Source organism: Methylopila musalis (assembly GCF_042679725.1).
Classification (GTDB): Bacteria; Pseudomonadota; Alphaproteobacteria; order Rhizobiales; family Methylopilaceae; genus Methylopila; species Methylopila musalis.
In genome coordinates this window covers 15,777-34,958 of record NZ_JBHTMX010000013.1, presented here as the reverse complement: position 1 = coordinate 34,958, position 19,182 = coordinate 15,777, and the positions used below count along the sequence as shown (strand labels likewise).

The 19,182-nt window shown below is 69.6% G+C and carries 15 protein-coding genes and 2 tRNA genes; 10 read left to right on the top strand and 7 right to left on the bottom strand.

Features of this window, described 5'->3' with window-relative positions; translation table 11 throughout:
* Nucleotides 1-188: 188 nt before the first annotated feature.
* The 5 genes from ACFQ4O_RS03675 to ACFQ4O_RS03655 all read left to right on the top strand — a co-directional run bounded on the left by ACFQ4O_RS03675 (nt 189) and on the right by ACFQ4O_RS03655 (nt 3,379).
* Nucleotides 189-455 carry a FliM/FliN family flagellar motor switch protein gene (locus tag ACFQ4O_RS03675; protein WP_378774290.1) on the top strand — a complete coding sequence of 89 codons (267 nt, stop codon included), beginning with the start codon at nt 189-191 and terminating at the stop codon, nt 453-455.
* Nucleotides 456-536: 81 nt separating this feature from the next.
* Nucleotides 537-621, top strand: a tRNA-Leu gene (locus ACFQ4O_RS03670).
* 178 nt (nt 622-799) lie between these two features.
* Nucleotides 800-2,218 carry a magnesium transporter gene (mgtE, locus tag ACFQ4O_RS03665; protein ID WP_378774289.1) on the top strand — a complete coding sequence of 473 codons (1,419 nt, stop codon included), beginning with the start codon at nt 800-802 and terminating at the stop codon, nt 2,216-2,218.
* A gap of 108 nt (nt 2,219-2,326) precedes the next feature.
* Entirely contained in the window at nt 2,327-2,470 is a 144-nt protein-coding gene (locus ACFQ4O_RS03660; RefSeq protein WP_378774288.1) for a hypothetical protein, read from the top strand.
* A gap of 90 nt (nt 2,471-2,560) precedes the next feature.
* Complete coding sequence (locus ACFQ4O_RS03655) at nt 2,561-3,379, top strand: glycoside hydrolase family 25 protein (protein WP_378774287.1); 819 nt, start codon at nt 2,561-2,563, stop codon at nt 3,377-3,379.
* Between the two features lie 4 nt (nt 3,380-3,383).
* On the opposite strand, the gene ACFQ4O_RS03650 is transcribed toward ACFQ4O_RS03655, so the two are convergent.
* Complete coding sequence (locus tag ACFQ4O_RS03650) at nt 3,384-4,523, bottom strand: acyltransferase family protein (RefSeq protein ID WP_378774286.1); 1,140 nt, start codon at nt 4,521-4,523, stop codon at nt 3,384-3,386.
* Between the two features lie 130 nt (nt 4,524-4,653).
* Here ACFQ4O_RS03650 and ACFQ4O_RS03645 point away from each other — a divergent pair, with 130 nt between their 5' ends.
* Nucleotides 4,654-5,445: a YdcF family protein gene (locus tag ACFQ4O_RS03645; protein ID WP_378774285.1), complete on the top strand. Its 792-nt coding sequence runs from the start codon at nt 4,654-4,656 to the stop codon at nt 5,443-5,445.
* Between the two features lie 85 nt (nt 5,446-5,530).
* Nucleotides 5,531-7,483 (top strand): potassium transporter Kup, encoded by a 1,953-nt coding sequence (locus ACFQ4O_RS03640; RefSeq protein WP_378774284.1) that lies wholly within the window; start codon nt 5,531-5,533, stop codon nt 7,481-7,483.
* Between the two features lie 363 nt (nt 7,484-7,846).
* On the opposite strand, the gene ACFQ4O_RS03635 is transcribed toward ACFQ4O_RS03640, so the two are convergent.
* On the bottom strand, nt 7,847-8,176 hold the full coding sequence (locus tag ACFQ4O_RS03635) for a DUF3253 domain-containing protein (protein ID WP_378774283.1): 330 nt from the start codon (nt 8,174-8,176) through the stop codon (nt 7,847-7,849).
* Entirely contained in the window at nt 8,173-9,603 is a 1,431-nt protein-coding gene (gene trmFO / locus ACFQ4O_RS03630) for a methylenetetrahydrofolate--tRNA-(uracil(54)-C(5))-methyltransferase (FADH(2)-oxidizing) TrmFO (protein WP_378774282.1), read from the bottom strand. The genes ACFQ4O_RS03635 and trmFO overlap by 4 nt, the downstream gene beginning before the upstream one ends.
* A 228-nt stretch (nt 9,604-9,831) precedes the next feature.
* Between trmFO and gyrA the strand changes: the two genes are divergently transcribed.
* The 3 genes from gyrA (at nt 9,832) to ACFQ4O_RS03615 (ending at nt 14,489) form a co-directional block, all read left to right on the top strand.
* Complete coding sequence (gene gyrA, locus ACFQ4O_RS03625) at nt 9,832-12,570, top strand: DNA gyrase subunit A (protein ID WP_378774281.1); 2,739 nt, start codon at nt 9,832-9,834, stop codon at nt 12,568-12,570.
* A gap of 99 nt (nt 12,571-12,669) precedes the next feature.
* Nucleotides 12,670-12,744, top strand: a tRNA-Ser gene (locus tag ACFQ4O_RS03620).
* 155 nt (nt 12,745-12,899) lie between these two features.
* The gene (locus tag ACFQ4O_RS03615) at nt 12,900-14,489 is read left to right on the top strand and encodes a CYTH and CHAD domain-containing protein (RefSeq protein WP_378774280.1); all 1,590 of its coding nucleotides are present in this window, start codon (nt 12,900-12,902) and stop codon (nt 14,487-14,489) included.
* Nucleotides 14,490-14,590: 101 nt separating this feature from the next.
* Here ACFQ4O_RS03615 and ACFQ4O_RS03610 read toward each other — a convergent pair whose 3' ends face one another.
* The 4 genes from ACFQ4O_RS03610 to ACFQ4O_RS03595 form a co-directional block, all read right to left on the bottom strand.
* Nucleotides 14,591-14,917 carry a hypothetical protein gene (locus tag ACFQ4O_RS03610; protein ID WP_378774279.1) on the bottom strand — a complete coding sequence of 109 codons (327 nt, stop codon included), beginning with the start codon at nt 14,915-14,917 and terminating at the stop codon, nt 14,591-14,593.
* A 103-nt stretch (nt 14,918-15,020) separates the two neighbouring features.
* The gene (locus ACFQ4O_RS03605) at nt 15,021-17,024 is read right to left on the bottom strand and encodes an ABC transporter permease (RefSeq protein ID WP_378774278.1); all 2,004 of its coding nucleotides are present in this window, start codon (nt 17,022-17,024) and stop codon (nt 15,021-15,023) included.
* Nucleotides 17,021-18,049, bottom strand: coding sequence for a quaternary amine ABC transporter ATP-binding protein (locus ACFQ4O_RS03600; protein ID WP_378774277.1), 1,029 nt, complete (start codon nt 18,047-18,049; stop codon nt 17,021-17,023). The genes ACFQ4O_RS03605 and ACFQ4O_RS03600 overlap by 4 nt, the downstream gene beginning before the upstream one ends.
* 101 nt (nt 18,050-18,150) lie before the next feature.
* The gene (locus tag ACFQ4O_RS03595; protein ID WP_378774276.1) at nt 18,151-19,110 is read right to left on the bottom strand and encodes an ABC transporter substrate-binding protein; all 960 of its coding nucleotides are present in this window, start codon (nt 19,108-19,110) and stop codon (nt 18,151-18,153) included.
* Nucleotides 19,111-19,182 lie beyond the last annotated feature (72 nt).

Here is a 19,182-nt window from a genome sequence, read left to right as displayed (position 1 = left end):
CGCCACTCCACCGGCGCCGCGCCGGCGGGGGCGGGCAGGCGGGCGGCGAGCGCCGCGCGGGGGCGGTCGGTCCGGGACGGGTCGGTCATCAGAGAAGCGCCTTCGCCGGTCAACCGGCTCTTAACCATAGCGTGTTCGAGTGGAAGTCACGGGCGGCGTGCGCCGCGACAGCCGGGAGACGACGTTTCGTGCCGCGTATCGACGAGGTCAAGATTGAGCTCTCCATCGTTCTGGGCGCGGCGGTGATGCCGATCCACCAGCTGCTGCGCATGGGCCGCGGCGCGGTGATCGAGCTCGCCACGGGCGAACGGGACAACGTGACGATTCTCGCCAACGACCATCCCATCGCCCATGGCGTGGTGTTCGTGAACGGCGACCGCATCGGCGTGGAGATCGTCTCCATGATCCAGCCGGCGAAATCCGCCGCCGCGGAGCCTCTGGCGGAGGCGGCCTGAGGCGGGGTTTTCCACCGCCGCGCGAAAGCGCCGACTGGCCCCTTGTGGAGCCCACATCGATTTGGTATCAGCACCGCCGTCGCGGTCGTGGCGGAACTGGTAGACGCGCAGCGTTGAGGTCGCTGTGGGGCAACCCGTGGAAGTTCGAGTCTTCTCGACCGCACCATAGAACGGAACTGTCTCGCATGGACCTCGTGCGGAACGACGAAACCCCGGAAGCACGCTTCCGGGGTTTCGTCGTTTTCAGGGCTTAAATTGGCCGGGTGCGGCGCACAATCGGTTGCCGCGGCGCGGTGGACGCCATACACCCCCGCCCGACGCTTTCTCCAGGACGCCGAGGCCGTATGAGCGCAGACGCCGAGACGCGCCACGCCACGCCGAGCCCCGAAACCGCCGCCCCGATCCGGGACGAGGACGGCCGGCTGTTCCACGCCTTCGTGGAGGCGGTGGCCGACGCCATCGCGGCGAACGACGCCGAACGCGTGTGCGAGCTCGCCGGCGACCTGCACGAATCGGACGTGGGCGACCTGATCGAGACGCTGGAGCCGGACGACCGGCCGAAGCTGATCGAGCTGCTCGGCAAGGAGTTCGACTTCGCCGCGCTGACGGAGGTGGACGAGACCGTCCGCGTCCGTCTGCTGGAGGAGCTGCCGGCCGAGACGGTTGTCGAGGGCGTGCGCGACCTCGACTCCGACGACGCGGTCTACATCCTCGAGGACCTGAACGAGGCCGAGCGCGCCCGGATCCTCGACCAGCTTCCGGCGCCCGACCGGGTGGCGCTGGCGCGCAGCCTCGATTTTCCGGAAGAATCGGCCGGCCGCCGCATGCAGACGGCCTTCGTGGCCACGCCGCCGTTCTGGACAGTGGGCCACGTCATCGACCACATCGCCGACACGCCCGGCCTGCCGGAGACGTTCTACGAGGTGTTCGTCATCGATCCGGCGTTCAAGCTGCTGGGATCGGTGAAGCTCGACCGGCTGCTGCGCACCCGCCGCAGCACGCTGATGCGCGACATTCTGGAGGAGTTGCCGCGCACGGTGCGCGCCACCGACGACCAGGAGCAGGCCGCCCGCCTGTTCGAGCGCTACAACCTCGTCTCCGCCGCCGTGGTCGACGACGCCGACCGGCTGGTGGGCGTGCTGATGGTCGACGACATCCTCGACGTGATCGAGGAGGAAGCGGACGAGGACCTGCGCGCGCTCGGCGGCGTCACCGGCGACGAAGAGATCTCGGACACGGTGCTCTATACCGCCCGCAGCCGCATTCCGTGGCTGCTGGTGAACCTCTGCACGGCGTTCTTCTCGGCCAGCGTCATCGGCCTGTTCGAGGCCACCATCGAGCACATGGTGGCGCTCGCGGTGCTGATGCCGATCGTCGCCTCCATGGGCGGCAACGCCGGCACCCAGACCATGACGGTGGCGGTGCGCGCGCTCGCCACCCGCGACCTCGGCGGCCACAACGCCCGGCGGCTGGTGCGCCGCGAGGTGCTGGTGGGGCTGGCGAACGGCGTGGCGCTCGCGCTGCTGGTGGGGCTGACCGCCGGCGCGTGGTTCGAGAACCCGGAGCTCGGCGTCATCATCGCCGCCGCCATGGTGACGAACTTCGTCTGCGCGGGCCTGTTCGGCATCCTGATCCCGCTGACGCTCGACCGGCTGAAAGCCGATCCCGCGGTCGCCTCCGGCGTGTTCCTGACCACGGTGACGGACACGGTCGGCTTCTTCGCCTTCCTCGGCCTCGCGGCGTGGTGGTTCAACCTCCACTGAGGGCCGCTCCGCCTGCGCTCCGGACATGGTGAGCGGAAGCTTAACGCTTTGGCCACGTTTGTCCGCTTCTCTCGACGCTTGATCGGTTGCGTTACGGGAGGAACGGACATGAAGGAGCCAGCGGCCGCACGCCTTGTGGGAGCCCTCGTGTTCTCGGGCCTTCTGGCCGTCCTGCTGCTGGAGGGCGACGCGCGCCCGAACCGCGGCGCGGAGGCCGTGGTGGCGATGATCCGGGACAGCGTCAGCCGATGAGGCGCCAGGGCGAGCCGGGAGCGAACCGCGCCTTGGCGGCGGCCCTTCGCGCGCTTAAGCTGGCCTCGCGGCGGTAAAGGGAGACCTTTCATGGGCAGGACTTGGCGGAGCGCTCTGCGCACTGCAGGCGCGGCGGCTGCGATCATGGCCGGCGCCGGCCTCATGACCGGCTGCTCCTCGATCGGCGGCGACGTGGAGCGCACGGCGCTGATCACCGAGGTCGATCCCTCCACCGGCATCGGCTCCGCTATCACCGGCCGCGTCACCGAGCCGGGGGATCATTCGATCCACGGCATCGACGTCGCGAAGTATCAGGGAACGATCGACTGGACCGGCGTGCGCGCCTCGGGCGTCGCCTTCGCCTTCATCAAGGCCACCGAAGGCGGCGACCGGGTGGATGAGCGCTTCGCCGAGAACTGGGCCAACGCCCGCGCGGCCGGCGTCGCCCGCGGCGCCTATCATTTCTATTACTTCTGCCGCACCGGCGCCGAGCAGGCGCGCTGGTTCATCGAGAACGTGCCGAACGACCCCGGCGCTCTGCCGCCGGTGCTGGACATGGAGTGGAACCACCTGTCGCCGTCCTGCAAGCGCCGCCCGCCCCGGGAGGAGGTGCTGAAGGAGATGAGCGTGTTCCTGAGCATGGTGGAGCGCCATTTCGGCAAGCGGCCGGCGATCTACACCAGCGTGGACTTCCACCGCGACATCCTGGTCGGCGCGTTCCCGGGCTACCACTTCTGGCTGCGCAGCGTGGCGGGCCATCCGAGCCTGAAGTACCACGCCTCACGCCGGTTCTCGTTCTGGCAGCACACCGCCACCGGCCGCATCGGCGGCGTCACCGGCGATGTGGACCGCAACGTCTACATGGGCGACGCGGCGAGCTTCCGGCGCTTCGCGGCCACGGGCCGCTGATCTCTCACTCCGCCGCGCGGGGCTCCGGCGCCTTGGCGCGGCGGCCGCGCGGCGCCGGCAGCTTGGCGCCCACCAGCCGGGCGGCGAGGGCGTGCACCTTGTCCGTGATCGGGTTGATGTAGCGCAGGCAGGGCTTTTCCACGTAGCGCCACGACACCGCGCCGACCGTGACGGCGATGGCGAAGGAGCTGACGGAGATGGCCCAGTTCGGCCAGTGCGGCGCGAAATGCGTGACCGTCTGCTCGATCACGAAGCTCGACACATAAAGCCCGTAGGACCACGTGCCGAGCGTCGCGAGAAAGCCCACGACGGCGTTGCGGGTAAAGCCCACGCACAGGATCAGGTAGGACAGCAGGATCACGCCCGCGAGCGCCGCCACGTGCGAGTAGGCGAAGATCGCGCAGAGCGGCGCGAGGATCGCAAAACCCTTCCACGACACCGGAACGCGGTCCGCGAACACCGCCAGCGCCACGCCGACGCCGAACGCCGTGCCGAGCCGGATCAGATGGTGCACGGAGCCGAGACTGGCGTGGGACTCTCCGTCCCAAAACCACACGGTGTAGATCGCGAGCGTCACGACGAGCCCGGCCAGCACCAGCCCTTTGCGCAGGATCGCGCCGGTCGCCACCAGAACGGACAGCGCCAGGCTGAAGGCGAGTTCGTAATGCAGCGTCCAGAGCGGCACATAGAGGATGCCGGGATAGACGTTGTTCTCGTACACGCCCGGCAGGGTGGCGTTCACATTGGTGAGGCCGATGATCGCGACCAGGAAACCCCAGGTCTGCGACGCGCCGTAATAGTCCGACGCCGGAAGCCGCGTCACGACGGCGCCGAGCGCCAGCGTCATGATCAGGCACGACACGATGATGGCGGGGAAATAGCGCACCACGCGCGCCACCATGGAGCGCAGCGGGTCCGGCTTGCGCAGCATGCTCCACGTCAGCAGCAGACCCGACAGGATGAAGAAGACGTGGACGCCGTGATGGCCGAGCGAGAAGCCGAAGATGTGGAAGAAGTCGCGCGTCTGGATGCCGGGCACGGTGGCGAGCCAGGAATGCGACAGCATGACCAGCGCCGCCGCCACGATGCGGACGGCGGAGAGGTTGTTCTCGCGATCTGAAAGCAGAGAGGCCAGCGTCCGCATGCGGTCGGGGTCCTTGAGGCGAGCTTTTCCGGCTCCGTTCGCTCGGCAATCTGTCATAACCGCCGTAAACAAACCGCACGGCTTTCGGCCCACGTTGACGGCCGCGTGATGTCTTTTGCAGAGACGCTTAATGTTTTTCGCGCTGTCCAAGATTCTCGGCTTCGTCGCCCTTCCGTCCAACGCGCTCGCGCTGCTGGGGCTCGCGGGCGCGCTGCTCGCGGCGTTCGGCGCGCGGGGGGCTGCGCCCGTGATGGCGGCGGCGATCCTCGGGCTCGCGGTCGGCGGGCTGTCGCCGCTCGGCTCCCTGCTGCTGTTGCCGCTGGAGGAGCGGTTTCCGCGCGCGGCCGAGACCGGCGAGGCGCCGGTCGGGATCGTGGTGCTTGGCGGATCGTTCGACACGGTGGTCGCGGGCGCGCGGCGCGACGTCGCGCTCACCGAGGCCGCCGAGCGCCTGACCGCGGTCGCGGAGCTCGCCCGGCGGTGGCCTGAGGCGCGCATCCTGTTCAGCGGCGGCTCCGGCACGCTGCTGTTCGACGGCGCGACCGAGGCCGATCTGGCGCTGCGCATGTTCGAGAGCTTCGGCGTGGCGCGCGAGCGCATCGTGCTGGAGGGCGCCTCGCGCAACACGGTGGAAAACGCGACGCTCTCCAAGGCGGCGGCCGGCCTCAAGGAGGGCGAGCGCTGGCTGCTGGTCACCTCCGCCTATCACATGCCCCGCGCCATCGGCTGCTTCCGGGCCGCGGGTTTCCCAGTGGAGGCCTGGCCCGTGGATTACCGCACGCGCGGCTACGAGGACGCCTTCCGGCCCTTCGGCTCGGTCAGCGTGGGGCTGCGCCGTGTGGACATAGCTGTCCGCGAATGGGTCGGCCTTGTGACCTATTGGCTGCTGGGCTATGTGAGCGCCCCGTTGCCCCGGCCCTGACGGGGGACACATAGCGCCGACACGGCGCCCGGAGTATCGTTCCGCTCCCCGCCGTCTTTGAGAGCAACGCGGCCCAAGGCTTTCCATGACCGACAGCTCCCGCGCCGACGGCGCGTCCGCGTCTTCCACCCCGGGCGCATCGGGCACCCACGGCGCACCCGCCGCGGCGTCCTCTCACGACCATGGCGGCCGCCGCCGATTCTGGACCCTGACGGTCGGCAGCGTCGGCGTCGTTTATGGCGACATCGGGACGAGCCCGCTCTACGCCATGCGCGAGACGCTGCTCCATCTCGGCCACACACCGAGCCCCCACGAGGTGGTGGGCATCGTCTCGCTGCTGATCTGGGCGCTGATCGTGGTGGTGACGTTCAAATACGTCTTCATCCTGCTGCGCGCGGACAACCACGGCGAAGGCGGCACGCTGTCGCTGATGGCGCTCGCCCAGAACGCGCTCGGACGCAACAGCACCGCGCTGCTGGCGCTCGGCATCGTGGGCGCGGCGCTGTTCTACGGCGACGCCATCCTCACGCCCGCGATCTCCGTGCTGTCGGCGGTGGAGGGCCTGAAGGTCGCGACGCCGGTGTTCCAGCCCTACGTGCTGCCGATCACCATCGCCATCATCGTGGCGCTCTATGCGGCGCAGTCCTCGGGCACCGGCATGGTGGCCGCGCTGTTCGGGCCGGTCACGGTGGTCTGGTTCCTGGTGCTGGCGGTGCTCGGCTTTATCCACATCTTCGACGCGCCGATGGTGCTGCACGCCCTGAACCCGATCGAGGCGTTCCAGTTCCTGCTGGAGCACGGCTTCCTCGCCTTCGTGGTGCTGGGCGGCACCTTCCTCGCCGTCACCGGCGCCGAGGCGCTCTACGCCGACATGGGCCATTTCGGCCGCGGCCCCATCCGCACCGCCTGGCTCGGGCTGGTGCTGCCGGCGCTGGTCATCAACTATCTGGGGCAGGGCGGTCTCGCCATCTCCCACCCGGAGGCGATCAAGGACCTGTTCTTCCTGACGGCGCCGGAGTGGTTCCGCCTGCCGCTGGCTCTGCTCGCATGCCTCGCCACGGTGGTGGCGAGCCAGGCCGTGATCTCCGGCGCCTATTCGCTCACCCGGCAGGCCATGCAGCTTGGCCTGCTGCCCCATCTCGAGGTGCTGCACACCTCGCAGACCGAGGCCGGGCAGATCTACATGCCCAAGGTCAACTGGCTGATGCTGGCCGGCGTGCTGGCGCTGGTGGTGCTGTTCCAGAGCTCGAGCGCGCTCGCCGCGGCCTATGGCATCGCGGTCACCGGCACCATGATCGTGACCACCATGCTGGCCGTGGTGGTGATCGCCCGCACCTGGGGCTTCGGCTGGGCGCTCGCGGTCGCCTGCATGACGCCGTTCTTCATCGTCGACGTGGCCTTCCTCGGCGCCAACATGCTGAAGCTGCCTGACGGCGGCTACATCCCGCTGATTCTGGGCGCCGCCATCGTGGTGCTGATGTGGACCTGGATCCGCGGCGTGCGCTTCGTGGAGGGGCGCATCCAGCGGGAGAGCATCCCCATCTCCGAATTCGCGAAGTCCATGGGCACCAGCTCGGCCACGCGGGTGAAGGGCACGGCGATGTATCTGACGTCCTCGCCCGAGATCGCGCCGCCCGCGCTGCTGCACAACCTGAAGCACAACAAGGTGCTGCACGAGCGCAACGTGATCCTCAGCGTCCGCACCGAGCGCCAGCCGCTGGTGGCGGAGGAGGACCGGATCGAGTTCCACAAGGTCTCGGACGAGTTCTCGACCCTGATCGTGCGCTACGGCTTCATGGAGGATCCGAACCTCCCCCGTGCGCTCGCTCAGGCCAAGGCCCACGGTCTGCCGTTCGACATGATGAAGACCTCGTTCTTCGTCGGCCGCCGCTCCTACCGAGCCTCCGCCAGCGTCGGCATGCCGCTGTGGCAGGATCACGTCTTCATCGCGCTGGTGCGCCAGTCCTACGACGCCACCGAATACTTCCGCATTCCCGCCGGCCGGGTGGTGGAGCTCGGCAACCAAATGGTGGTGTAAGGGCGAAGAGCGTGTTCAGGCCTTGGGGCCGGGACCTATGTCCGCCGACGTTTCCGTACGATGCTTCGACCGCGCGGTTCGTTCTGAGAGCGATGACGTGTCTGGGTCCCGGCTCAAGGCCGGGGACAAGGGACGAGGGCGCTTGGCTGCTGCCCCGTCATCCTCTCGTGAGTGACGGCCATCCGCATGCGCCACGCACGCCGCTGAAACGCGCCACCCTTCCCTTGTCCCGGCCTTGAGCCGGGACCCATTTCCGCCGACGTTCCGGAATGATCCTCCGACCGCGCGGCTCGTTCTGAGAGCGGTGACGTGTCTGGGTCCCGGCTCAAGGCCGGGACAAGAAAAAAGGGGCGAGCCGTCGTCTCAGGACGTCGCGTCGTCAGGCGTCACGCCGTCGTCCCGCGCGTCCTCGGCCGGCTCCCCGGCCGGCGTGGCGTCGAGCGGCGGCAGGCCGATGCGGTAGACGCCCTTGAACGTCTCCGGGTCGGCGGGCTTGCCCTTGCGGTAGATCGCGAGACGACCGCGGCGGGCGAGCCGGACGGCCGCGGCGCGGACGTCGGTGAGGCGCTTGTGCCAGTCGTCCTCGCCGCGCTGCTCGGCGACGGCCTTCGCGACCTCCGACGGGTCGAGCGTCTTGCCCGGGCCGCGCTCGGCGGCGAGGCGGAACAGCAGGTCTTCGATCGTCTCGCTCATTCCGCGGCCTCCGCCGATGATGGGCCGTCGTCGAGCCAGGCCGCGAGGTCGGCGCGGGCGCGGTCGGTGATCATGCGCTTCTTGGCGGCCGCCTTCTGGGCGCCGCGCACCCGGCCGCCGTCGGGCGCCCGGATTGGGCCTTCGACCGGCGGGAACAGGCCGAAGTTCACGTTCATGGGCTGGTAGCTCTTCGGCCCCTCGCCCTCGACGCTGAGATGGCCGCCGGTGATGTGGCCGAGCAGGGCGCCGAGCGCGGTGGTGACGGGCGGGACCGCGAAGGGGCGGCCGAGCCGCTCGCCGGCGGCGAAGCGCCCCGCCAGCAGGCCGACCGCCGCGCTCTCCACATAGCCCTCGCAGCCGGTGATCTGGCCGGCGAAGCGCAGCCGAGGCTCGGCCTTGAGGCGCAGCGCGCCGTCCAGCAGCTTCGGACTGTTGAGATAGGTGTTGCGGTGCAGGCCGCCGAGCCGGGCGAACTCGGCGTTCTCCAGCCCCGGAATGGTGCGGAACAGGCGGACCTGCTCGGCGTGGCGCAGCTTCGTCTGGAAACCGACCATGTTGTAGAGCGTGCCGAGCGCGTTGTCCTGGCGCAGCTGGACCACGGCGTAGGGCTTCACGGTCGGGTTGTGGGCGTTGGTGAGGCCCATGGGCTTCATCGGCCCGTGGCGCAGGGTCTCGGGGCCACGCTCCGCCATGATCTCCACCGGCAGGCAGCCGTCGAAATAGGGGGTGGTGGCCTCCCAGTCCTTGAACGACACCTTGTCGCCGACGACGAGGCCGGCCACGAACGCCTCGTACTGCTCGCGGGTGAGGGGGCAGTTCACATAATCCGCGCCGGTGCCGCCGGGGCCCACCTTGTCGTAGCGCGACTGCCGCCAGGCGATGTCCATGTCGATGGAGTCGGCGTGCACGATCGGGGCGATGGCGTCGAAGAAGGCGAGCTCGCCTTCGCCGGTCAGTCCGCGCACGGCCTCCGCAAGCGCGGGCGAGGTGAGGGGGCCGGTGGCGACGATCACGCTGTCCCAGTCGGCCGGCGGCAGACCCGCGACCTCGCCGCGTTCGATCGTGACCAGCGGATGCGCCTCCAGCGCCGCGGTGACGGCGGCCGAGAACGCCTCGCGGTCCACGGCCAGCGCCCCGCCGGCCGGCACCTGCGCGCCGTCGGCTGCGCGCATCACCAGCGAGCCCAGCGCCCGCATCTCCTGATGCAGCAGGCCGACCGCGTTCTGCTGCGCGTCGTCGGAGCGGAACGAGTTGGAGCACACCAGCTCCGCCAGGCCGTCGGTCTGGTGCGCGTCGGTGCGGCGCTCGGGCCGCATCTCGTGCAGCGTCACGGGCGCGCCGGCCTGCGCCAGCTGCCACGCGGCCTCGGAGCCGGCGAGGCCGCCGCCGACCACATGGACGGGAGAGGGGGAGAGGGTCTCGGTCATCGCGGGACCCTAGTCGCGGCGCGCGGCGCGGGCAATGCGGCCGCCGCCGAATTCACCGGATCGGGAGCGGACGTCCGCCAGCCCGAAAGCGGCCCATCGCGATGCGCTCCTATCTCGTTGAACGACATGGCTTTTCTTTTGCACAGGCGGGGGCGGCGAAATTGGCTTTCCGGTTCGGAATCGTCTAGTTTGCGCGACCCGTTTGAAATGACCGAAAGCTGAAGCCTCTTGGCCGACACCACCGATCCGACGTCCGGCGGTCCGTCCGACATCAAGCCGATCTCCATCGCCGACGAGATGCGCCGCTCCTACCTCGATTACGCCATGAGCGTGATCGTGGCGCGCGCGCTGCCCGACGTGCGCGACGGCCTGAAGCCGGTGCATCGCCGCATCCTGTTCTCCATGAACGAGAACGGCTATTTCCCGGAGCGGCCCTACCGCAAGTCGGCCCGCGTGGTCGGCGACGTGATCGGCAAGTATCACCCGCATGGCGACCAGTCGATCTACGACGCGCTGGTGCGCATGGCGCAGCAGTTCTCCATGCGCCTGCCGCTGGCCGACGGCCAGGGCAACTTCGGCTCGGTGGACGGCGATCCCCCGGCGGCCATGCGTTACACCGAGATCCGGCTGGCGAAGCCCGCGATGGCGCTGCTCGGCGACATCGATGAGGACACGGTCGATTTCCAGGACAACTACGACGGCTCCGAGCGGGAGCCGACGGTTCTGCCGGCCAAGTTCCCGAACCTGCTGGTCAACGGCGCCGGCGGCATCGCCGTCGGCATGGCCACCAACATCCCGCCGCACAATCTCGGCGAAGTGGTGGACGCCTGCGTGGCGCTGATCGCCGAGCCAGAGCTCGACCTCGAGGCGCTGCTCGCCATCGTGCCGGGGCCGGACTTCCCGACCGCCGGCCGCATCCTCGGCCGGGGCGGCATCCGCTCGGCCTATGCGGGCGGCCGCGGCTCCGTGGTGATGCGCGCCAAGGTGGACGTGGAGGAGATCCGCAAGGACCGCGAGGCGCTGATCGTCTCCGAGCTGCCGTATCAGGTGAACAAGGCGACGCTGGTCGAGAAGATCGCGGAGCTGGTGCGCGAGAAGCGCGTCGAGGGCATCTCGGACCTGCGCGACGAAAGCGATCGCCAGGGCATGCGCGTGGTGATCGAGCTGAAGCGCGACGCCGTGGCGGACGTGGTGCTGAACCAGCTGTTCCGCTTCTCCGCGCTGCAGACCACGTTCGGCGTGAACATGGTGGCGCTGAACGGCGGCAAGCCGGAGCTGATGAACCTGAAGGACGTGCTGACGGCCTTCATCGCCTTCCGCGAGGAGGTGGTGAGCCGCCGCACCAAGTTCCGGCTCAACAAGGCCCGCGACCGGGCGCATGTGTTGGTGGGCCTCGCCATCGCAGTGGCGAACATCGACGAGGTGATCCACACCATCCGCACCGCGCCGGACCCGACCACCGCCCGCGACCGGCTGATGTCGCGTGACTGGCCGGCCGTGGACGTGGCGCCGCTGATCGAGCTGATCGACGATCCGCGCCACCGGCTGAGCGCCGACGGCACCTATCGCCTGTCGTTCGAACAGGCCCGCGCCATTCTCGAGCTGCGTCTCGCCCGCCTCACGGCGCTCGGCCGCGACGAGATCGCCGAGGAGCTGGACAAGCTCGCGGCCGAAATCTCCGACTATCTCGACATCCTGCGCTCGCGCGAGCGGGTGCAGGCGATCGTGCGCGAGGAGCTGCTGGCGGCCAAGGCCGAGTTCGGCACCCCGCGGCGCACCGAAATTCTCGATTCCGACGCGGACTTCGAGGACGAGGATCTGATCCAGCGCGAGGACATGGTCGTCACCGTGTCCCATGCGGGCTACGTCAAGCGCGTGCCGCTGATGACCTACCGGGCGCAGAAGCGCGGCGGCAAGGGCCGCTCCGGCATGTCCTTCCGCGAGGAGGATTTCGTCAGCCGCCTGTTCGTGGCCAACACCCACACGCCGGTGCTGTTCTTCTCCTCCCGCGGCCAGGTCTACAAGGAGAAGGTGTGGCGGCTGCCGCTGGCGGCCCCGCAGGCGCGCGGCAAGGCGCTGGTCAACATGCTGCCGCTGGAGCCGGGCGAGCGCATCACCACCATCATGCCGCTGCCCGAGACCGAGGCGGACTGGGCGCGGCTCGACGTGATGTTCGCGACCTCCGGCGGCACGGTGCGGCGAAACAAGCTCAGCGACTTCGTGAACGTGAACCGCGCCGGCAAGATCGCCATGAAGCTCGACGAGGGCGAGGCGATCGTGGACGTGCAGACCTGCTCGGAAGACGACGACGTGCTGCTGACCACCACGCGCGGCCAGTGCATCCGCTTCCCCGTCACCGACGTGCGGGTGTTCAAGGGGCGCGACTCGATCGGCGTGCGCGGCGTGGCGCTGGCGGACGGCGACCGGGTGATCTCGCTGTCGATCCTCACCCATTTCGAGGCGACGCCCGCCGAGCGGCTGTCCTATCTGCGCCGCGCCAACGCGGTCCGGCGCGGGCAGGGCGACGGCGTGGTCGAGGATCAGGCGGCGGAGGTCGAGGATCAGGCCGAGGACATCGAGCTCGGCCAGGAGCGCTATAGCGCCATGGGCGCGTCGGAGCAGTTCATCCTGACGCTGTCGGAGAAGGGCTACGGCAAGCGCACCTCGTCCTACGAGTACCGGGTCACCGGCCGCGGCGGCAAAGGCATCGTCGCCATGGTCACGAACGACCGCAACGGGCCGCTCGCGGCCTCGTTCCCGGTGCAGGACAACGACCAGATCATGCTGATCACCAATGGCGGCCAGACCATCCGCGTGCCGGTGGAGGACATCCGGCTCGCCGGGCGCTCCACCCAGGGCGTGATCGTGTTCAAGACCGCCGAAGGCGAGCGCGTGGTGTCGGTGGAGCACATCGCGGAGGACGAGGACGCCGAGGGCGAACTGCCGATCGGCGAGACTGAGGCTTAACGTTTCGTTAGCGATATCGGGGCTTTTCGTTAACGATCTTCCAAAAGGCCGAGCAGGATTTGCTTGAAATTGCCGCGGGCCCGCGCGACTGTCGCGCATGGCCCGGTGGGGGAATGGCTACCCGGGGGGCGGGAACGCTCCTCTATCCTGGTTCAAGTCCAGGCTGGGCCTCCAAATTGCAGAAAGCGCGCTCCGAAAGGGCGCGCTTTCGCCGTTTCAGGCCATAATTCTCTGTCGAACGGCTCAAGTCTGTCGTCAAACGGTCGTATGTGACAGGGGCGGGTGCTAGCGTCCTCGCCCCGTGCAATGACCAAGGTTTCGCCAGCTCTATGGACGCCGTCGCCGATACGCAGCCTGACGCCGGCCCGCTCGACGGGCGCGAACGCGAACTGAAATTCGAAGCCGCCGCCACCGCCCTGAACCGCATCGGCGGAGCGCTGCGCAAGACGGACGGCGCGGCCAAGCGCGGCGTCGCCACCCGGCTGACCAGCGTCTACTTCGACACCGCCGACCAGCTGCTGTCGCGCCACGGCGTTTCGCTGCGCATCCGCCGCAAGGGCCGCATCTACGTCCAGACCATCAAGCGCTCCAGCGGCGGCGTCGGCCTGTTCGACCGGTCGGAATGGGAGCGGCGGTCCCGCGGCCCGGAACTGGCGCTGACGGTGGAGGAGCAGACGCTGCTCGCCTCCATCCTCGGCCGGGAGGACGGCAGCGCGCCGCTTTTGCAACCCGTGTTCACGGTGGCCGCGAAGCGCACCGTCTATGACGTGCGGCGCGGCGAGTTCGCGGCCGAGATCGCGCTGGACGAGGCGTCGATCGAGGCGGGCGAGGCCAGCCATCCGTTCTGCGAGCTGGAGCTGGAGCTGCTGTCGGGCGGGGCGGAGGAGCTGTTCGCGCTGGCGCGGGAGCTGTTCGGGCTGGCGCCGATCCGGGTGAGCGCGCTCGCCAAGTCCGAGCGCGGCTATTCGGCGCTCGCCGGCCAGCTCGGCGCGCCGGTGAAGGCCGGAACCTCGCCGATCACGCCCGACATGACGGTGGAGGAGGCGTTCCTCGCCGCCGTCGGCGACTGCCTGCGCCAGTACCGCCTGAACGAGAACGTGCTGCTGGCGGGCCCGGATCCGAAGGCCACCCATCAGGCCCGGGTTGCGCTGCGCCGCATGCGCTCCGCCTTCTCGGTATTCGGCGCGGCGATCGCCGACGAGCGCAGCGTCGCATTGCGCGACGGGCTGAAATGGCTCGCCGGCGCGCTCGGCGACGCCCGCGACCTCGACGTGTTCATCGAACGCCACGTCTCGGACGCCGAGGCGCTCGCCGCCGACGCCGGACAGGCCGCCCTCGCCGCGCGGCTGACGAAGGATCGGGACGCGGCCTACGTCGCCGCCGCCAAGGCGCTGCAGTCGCCGCGCTCCCGCGAGCTGATGCTCGATCTGGTGGAGTGGCTGGCGCTGGGCGCCTGGCGCTCTGCGCCGGAGACGGCCGAACAGCGGGCCGCGCCGATCGCGACCTTCGCCGCGGACGTTCTGACCAAGCGGCGAAAGAAGGTGAAGAAGTCCGGCAAAGAGCTTGAAAGCCTGAGCCCTTACGACCGCCATCAGGTGCGCATCGAGGCCAAGAAGCTGCGCTACGCCACCGACTTCTTCGAGCATGTGTTCGTCGAGGGCGGGGCGAAGAAGCGCTATTCCGCCTTCAGCACGGGCCTCGCGGAGCTGCAGGAGGATCTCGGCCTGCTGAACGACATCGCCACCGCGCGCGATCTCACCCGCCGCCTCGCCCATGCGGCGGTGAAGGCGGGCGACGCGGATCAGGCCTTCGCGGCCGGCGTGATCGCGGGCGAGGGGCAGGCGCGGGCGGCGAAGCTGCTCTCCGCCGCGGCCAAGAACTTTTCGGCCCTCATGAAGGCGGACCCGTTCTGGGCCTGAACGCCCGCCGCCCGACGAAGCGCGCTTTTCTCATCGCACAACAGCAAAGGCCGCCCGGAAGGGCGGCCTTTTTCGTTCGGGCCTTCGCTGCTCCGAAGAGCTTACTGGGGCTTCGGAGGGTTCGCGCCGGGCGCGCCGCCCACCGTGCCGGGCGACGGCTTGGTGACGTCGGGGGTCGGGCTCTCATGGGTCTTGTACCCGCCTTCCGCCGCCGGGGCCATGCCCTCGTTCTGGCGCTTGACGTCCTGCGGGCTGGTGGCGGCGCCGCCGACCGCCTTATCCATGGCGCCGGTGGTGCCGGGAGAGGCCTTGCCCGGCTCCGACGGCTTGTCGACGGTGGAGGGCGTGGACTGCGGCGACTGCGCGAAGGCGGCGGCGGGGGCCAGCGCGAGCGCGGCGGCCATGGACAGCACGGCGAGACGTTTCATGATCGCTCCCATAATTTCGTTATTATGGGTCGTTAACGATCGGCCGGACCGATCGTTCCACTCCTCCGCGCGGCGACGGACGCCGCCGCGCTCGAAGGTCGCGTCAGCCCAGTCCCAGCCGCTGGCGAAGCCGCCCCGAGGCCGCGGACAGCATCCGGTCGGCGATCATGCCGATGAAGGCGACGCACAGGCCCGCCACCAGCCCCTTGCCCACATTGGCCTGCGCGAGCGCAGAATAGACCTCCTGTCCGAGATCGCGGGTGCCGACCAGCGCGGTGATGACCAGCATGGACAGCGCCAGCATCAGCGTCTGGTTGAGGCCAAGCAGGATCTCCGGCGCCGCCAGCGGCAGGCGGATGCGGATCAGGCTCTGCAGCCGGGTGCAGCCGTTCATCGTCCCCGCCTCGATCAGGGCCGGATGGATCTGCGACACGCCATGGGCGGTGTAGCGGATCGCGGGCGTCACCGCGTAGAGCACGATCGCGATCAGCGCGGTGAAGTCGCCCACCTTGAACAGCATCACGAAGGGGATGAGGTAGACGAAGGAGGGCAGCGTCTGGAGCGTGTCCACCGCCACGTCGGTGATCTTGCGCGCGGTGGGATTGGCGGCCGCGAGCAGCCCGATCGGCACGCCGATCAGCATGGCGAGCATCACGCCCACGCCGCAGAGATAGACCGTGACCATGGCGGCGGGCCACAGGCCCGACAGCGCGATGAACAGCGTCATGGCGCCCGTCACCGCCGCGAGCCGGACCCCGCCGAGCCGGAAGCCCGCCAGCGTCACGATCGCGACCACCCACGGCCAGGGCAGCGCCAGCATGAACCGCTTCACCGGCACCAGAATGTTCAGCAGGAAGAAAACCTTCACCGCTTCGAGCTGGCTGTAGAAGGTGAGGTTGATCCAGCGCACCAGATCGTTCCACCACGGCGCGGTGGAGAGCCGCCAGCTCTCCGGATAGAGCGCGATCGACGGCCACAGCGCCGCGAGCAGCCACAGCAGCGCGACCGCCGCCAGCGCCGCGTAGAGCGCGAGACGGCGCCGTGAGCGCCCCGCCGCTCCGCCCTCGGCCCCGCGGGCGAGCCCTTGCGCGAAGCGGTCGAGCAGGATGGCGAGCACCGTGATGGCGAGGCCGGCCTCGAGGCCCGCGCCGATGTCGTTGCGGCGAAGCGCGGTCAGCACGTCGAAGCCGAGGCCGCCGGCGCCGATCATGGACGCGATGATGACCACGTTCAGCGACAGCATGATCACCTGGTTCACGCCCACCATCAGCGCGGGCAGGGCGGTGGGCACCAGCATCTTCCACGTGGTCTGCCGCCGGGTGCAGCCGGTCATGACGCCGAGCGAGCGCACGTCCTCGGGCACGGCGCGGATGGCGAGGATGGTCACGCGCACCATGGGCGGCATGGCGTAGATGATGGTGGCGACCATGGCCGAGACCGGGCCGAAGCCGAACAGGATCAGCATGGGCAGCAGATAGGCGAAGACCGGCATGGTCTGGGCGAGATCGAGCAGGGGCGCGACGGCGCGCTCGACGGCGCGCCAGCGCACGCAGGCGAGGCCGAGCAGCAGGCCGCCGAACGCGCCGAGCAGGCTCGACACCAGCACAGAGGCCAGCGTCACCATGGCGCCCGCCCATTGCCCGAAGACCGCGAGATAGAGCAGGCCGAGGCCCATCAGCGCCGCGAGGCGCAGGCCGCTGACGGCGTAGCCCGCCGCGACGCCCAGCGCCACCATGGCGAACCACGGGATCGGCGGCGCGAGCTTCACCGCGTCCGCGCCCTGTCCGACGATGACGCCGGTCGAGAGCACGGCCTTCGCGGCGGAGAGCGGCAGGTCCAGCGTCCAGGCGATGGCGCGGGTGAACTCGCGCACCGTGAACAGGCCGAAGGTGGCGCTCTCCATCAGCCATTTCATGAAGGCCGAGATCTGCGGCGCGAGCCCGAGCTGCCAGGCGGCGGGAACCTTGACGGCCCAGGCGGGCAGGACGCCCGCGGGCGCCATGACGAGCGCGACGGTGACGAGCGCCGCCAGCGGCCAGAGCAGCCGGCCGGGGGCGAGCTTCGGCAGCGCGGCGGGCGCCGCCGGGCGGGTGTCCGCGAGGCTCATGCGGCGCGGTCCGTGTGGCCGACCAGCACGTCGATCATGGCGAGGCGGTCGACCACGCCGAGCAGCGCGCCGTTCTCCGTCACCGCGAAGGGCTTGTCGGCGCGCTCCACGTCGCGGGCGAAGCTCGCGATGCGGGCGGTGGCGGCGACCTCGCCGGCGAAGTCCGCCCCGGCGGGCGCGGGCGCCAGCACGGCGCGGGCGGTCAGGATCTTGGCGCGGGGCGCGTCGCGGGTGAAGGCGCGCACGTAGTCGGTCGCGGGCTTCAGCACCAGCTCCTCGGCGCTGCCCACCTGCTCCACCCGCCCGTCCTTCATGATGACGATGCGGTCGGCGATCCGGGTCGCCTCGTCGAAATCATGGGTGATGAACACGATGGTCTTCTTGAGCAGGCCCTGAAGCCGCAGCACCTCGTCCTGCATCTCCCGGCGGATCAGCGGATCGAGCGCCGAAAACGGCTCGTCTAGGAACCAGAGGTCCGGCCCCGCCGCGAGCGAGCGGGCGATGCCGACCCGCTGCTGCTGGCCGCCGGACAGCTCGCGCGGGAAGCGGCCCTCGCGGCCGTCGAGCCCCACCAGCGAGATCATCTCGCGGGCCCGCGCGTCGCGCTCGGCCTTGGGGCGGCCCTGGATTTCGAGCGGGAACGCCACGTTGCCGAGCACGGTCAGGTGCGGCAGCAGCGCGAAATGCTGGAACACCATGCCCATCTGGTGGCGGCGGATCTGGATCAGCTCATGCTCGCTCATGGAGGCGAGGTCACGGTCCTCGAACAGCACCACGCCGGCGCTCGGCGGCGTGAGTCCCGCGAGGATGCGCACCAGCGTGGACTTGCCGGAGCCGGACAGGCCCATGATCACGAACGTCTCGCCGCGCTCGATCTCGAGGCTCACGTTCAGCGTCGCGGCGGTGACGCCGGCCTCCGCCAGCGCCGAGGGCTCGGCCGCGAGCTTGCCGTCGCGCACGAAGCGCTCCGCCTTCGGGCCGTAGAGCTTGGACACGTCGCGGCAGGCGAGGATCGGATGACTCATAGCGATGTTCCGGCGGAGAGGACGGCGCAAGGCGCCGCCGGACCTCGTGCGAAGGAGGCCCGGCGGCGGCGGTTCGGCTGAGGCGGTTCAGTCCGCGTCGCTCACTGGCCGAGCCAGCCCTTCCAGCGGCTTTCGTTGGCGGCCATCCACTCGTCCACCACGTCCTCGACCTTCTTGCCGTCGAGGTCGACCTTGGCGGCCAGCGCGCCGATCTCGTCGTTGGTGAAGGTATAGGCCTTGATGGCCTTGTAGGCGCCCGGCCACTTGTCCTTCACGCCGGTCCAGGCGGCCTTGTAGATCGGGCCGCGGGGCTTGGCGCAGTCGTACTTGGCCTCCTTGTTCACGCCCCAGGCCGGGTCCTCGTAACAGGCCTTTTCATAGGCCGGGAACTTCACCCACTCGCCCTTGTACTTGATGGGCGCCCAGTGCGGCGCGTAGATCCACAGAATGATCGGCGCCTTGCGCTCGTAGGCGCTCTGGAGCTCGGCGAACATGGCGGCGTCGGTGCCGGCGTGCACCACCTCGAAGTCGAGGCCGAGCGCCTGAACGCGCTCCTCGTCGTAGCCGCCCCAGGTGACGGGGCCGCCGAGATAGCGGCCCTTGGGCGCGGTCTCGGGCACGGAGAAGGCCTCGGCGCAGGACTTCAGCGCCTCCCAGTCGGGCAGGCCCGGGCACTTCTCCTTCATGTAGTCCGGGAACCACCAGTCCTCGATCGCCTGCATGCCGGTCTCGCCGACATTCTCCACGCCGCCTTCGGCGATGGCGGCGTCCATGGCCTCCTTGGCGGTGGTGGCCCAGACCTCCATGGCGACATGCAGGTCGCCGGTCTTCATGCCGGCGAACTGCGCCAGATAGTCGGCCTGGACGTATTCGACGGTGTAGCCGGCCTTCTTCAGCGTCTCGCCCATGAGGCGGGCGGAGATGAGCTGGCCGGTCCAGTCGTGCAGCGTGACCTTGATCGGATCCTTCGACTCCGGCGCGGCCATCGCCGGCGCGGCGCCGAGGCCGATGGCGGAGGCCACGAGCCCCGCCGAAAGCGCGCGCGTCACATAACGAAGCATGTTGTTCTCCCGCTTCCTCGGCCGAGGGGCCGACACGAAAACGTGAGAAGCACGATGCGGGCCAGTTTCGGC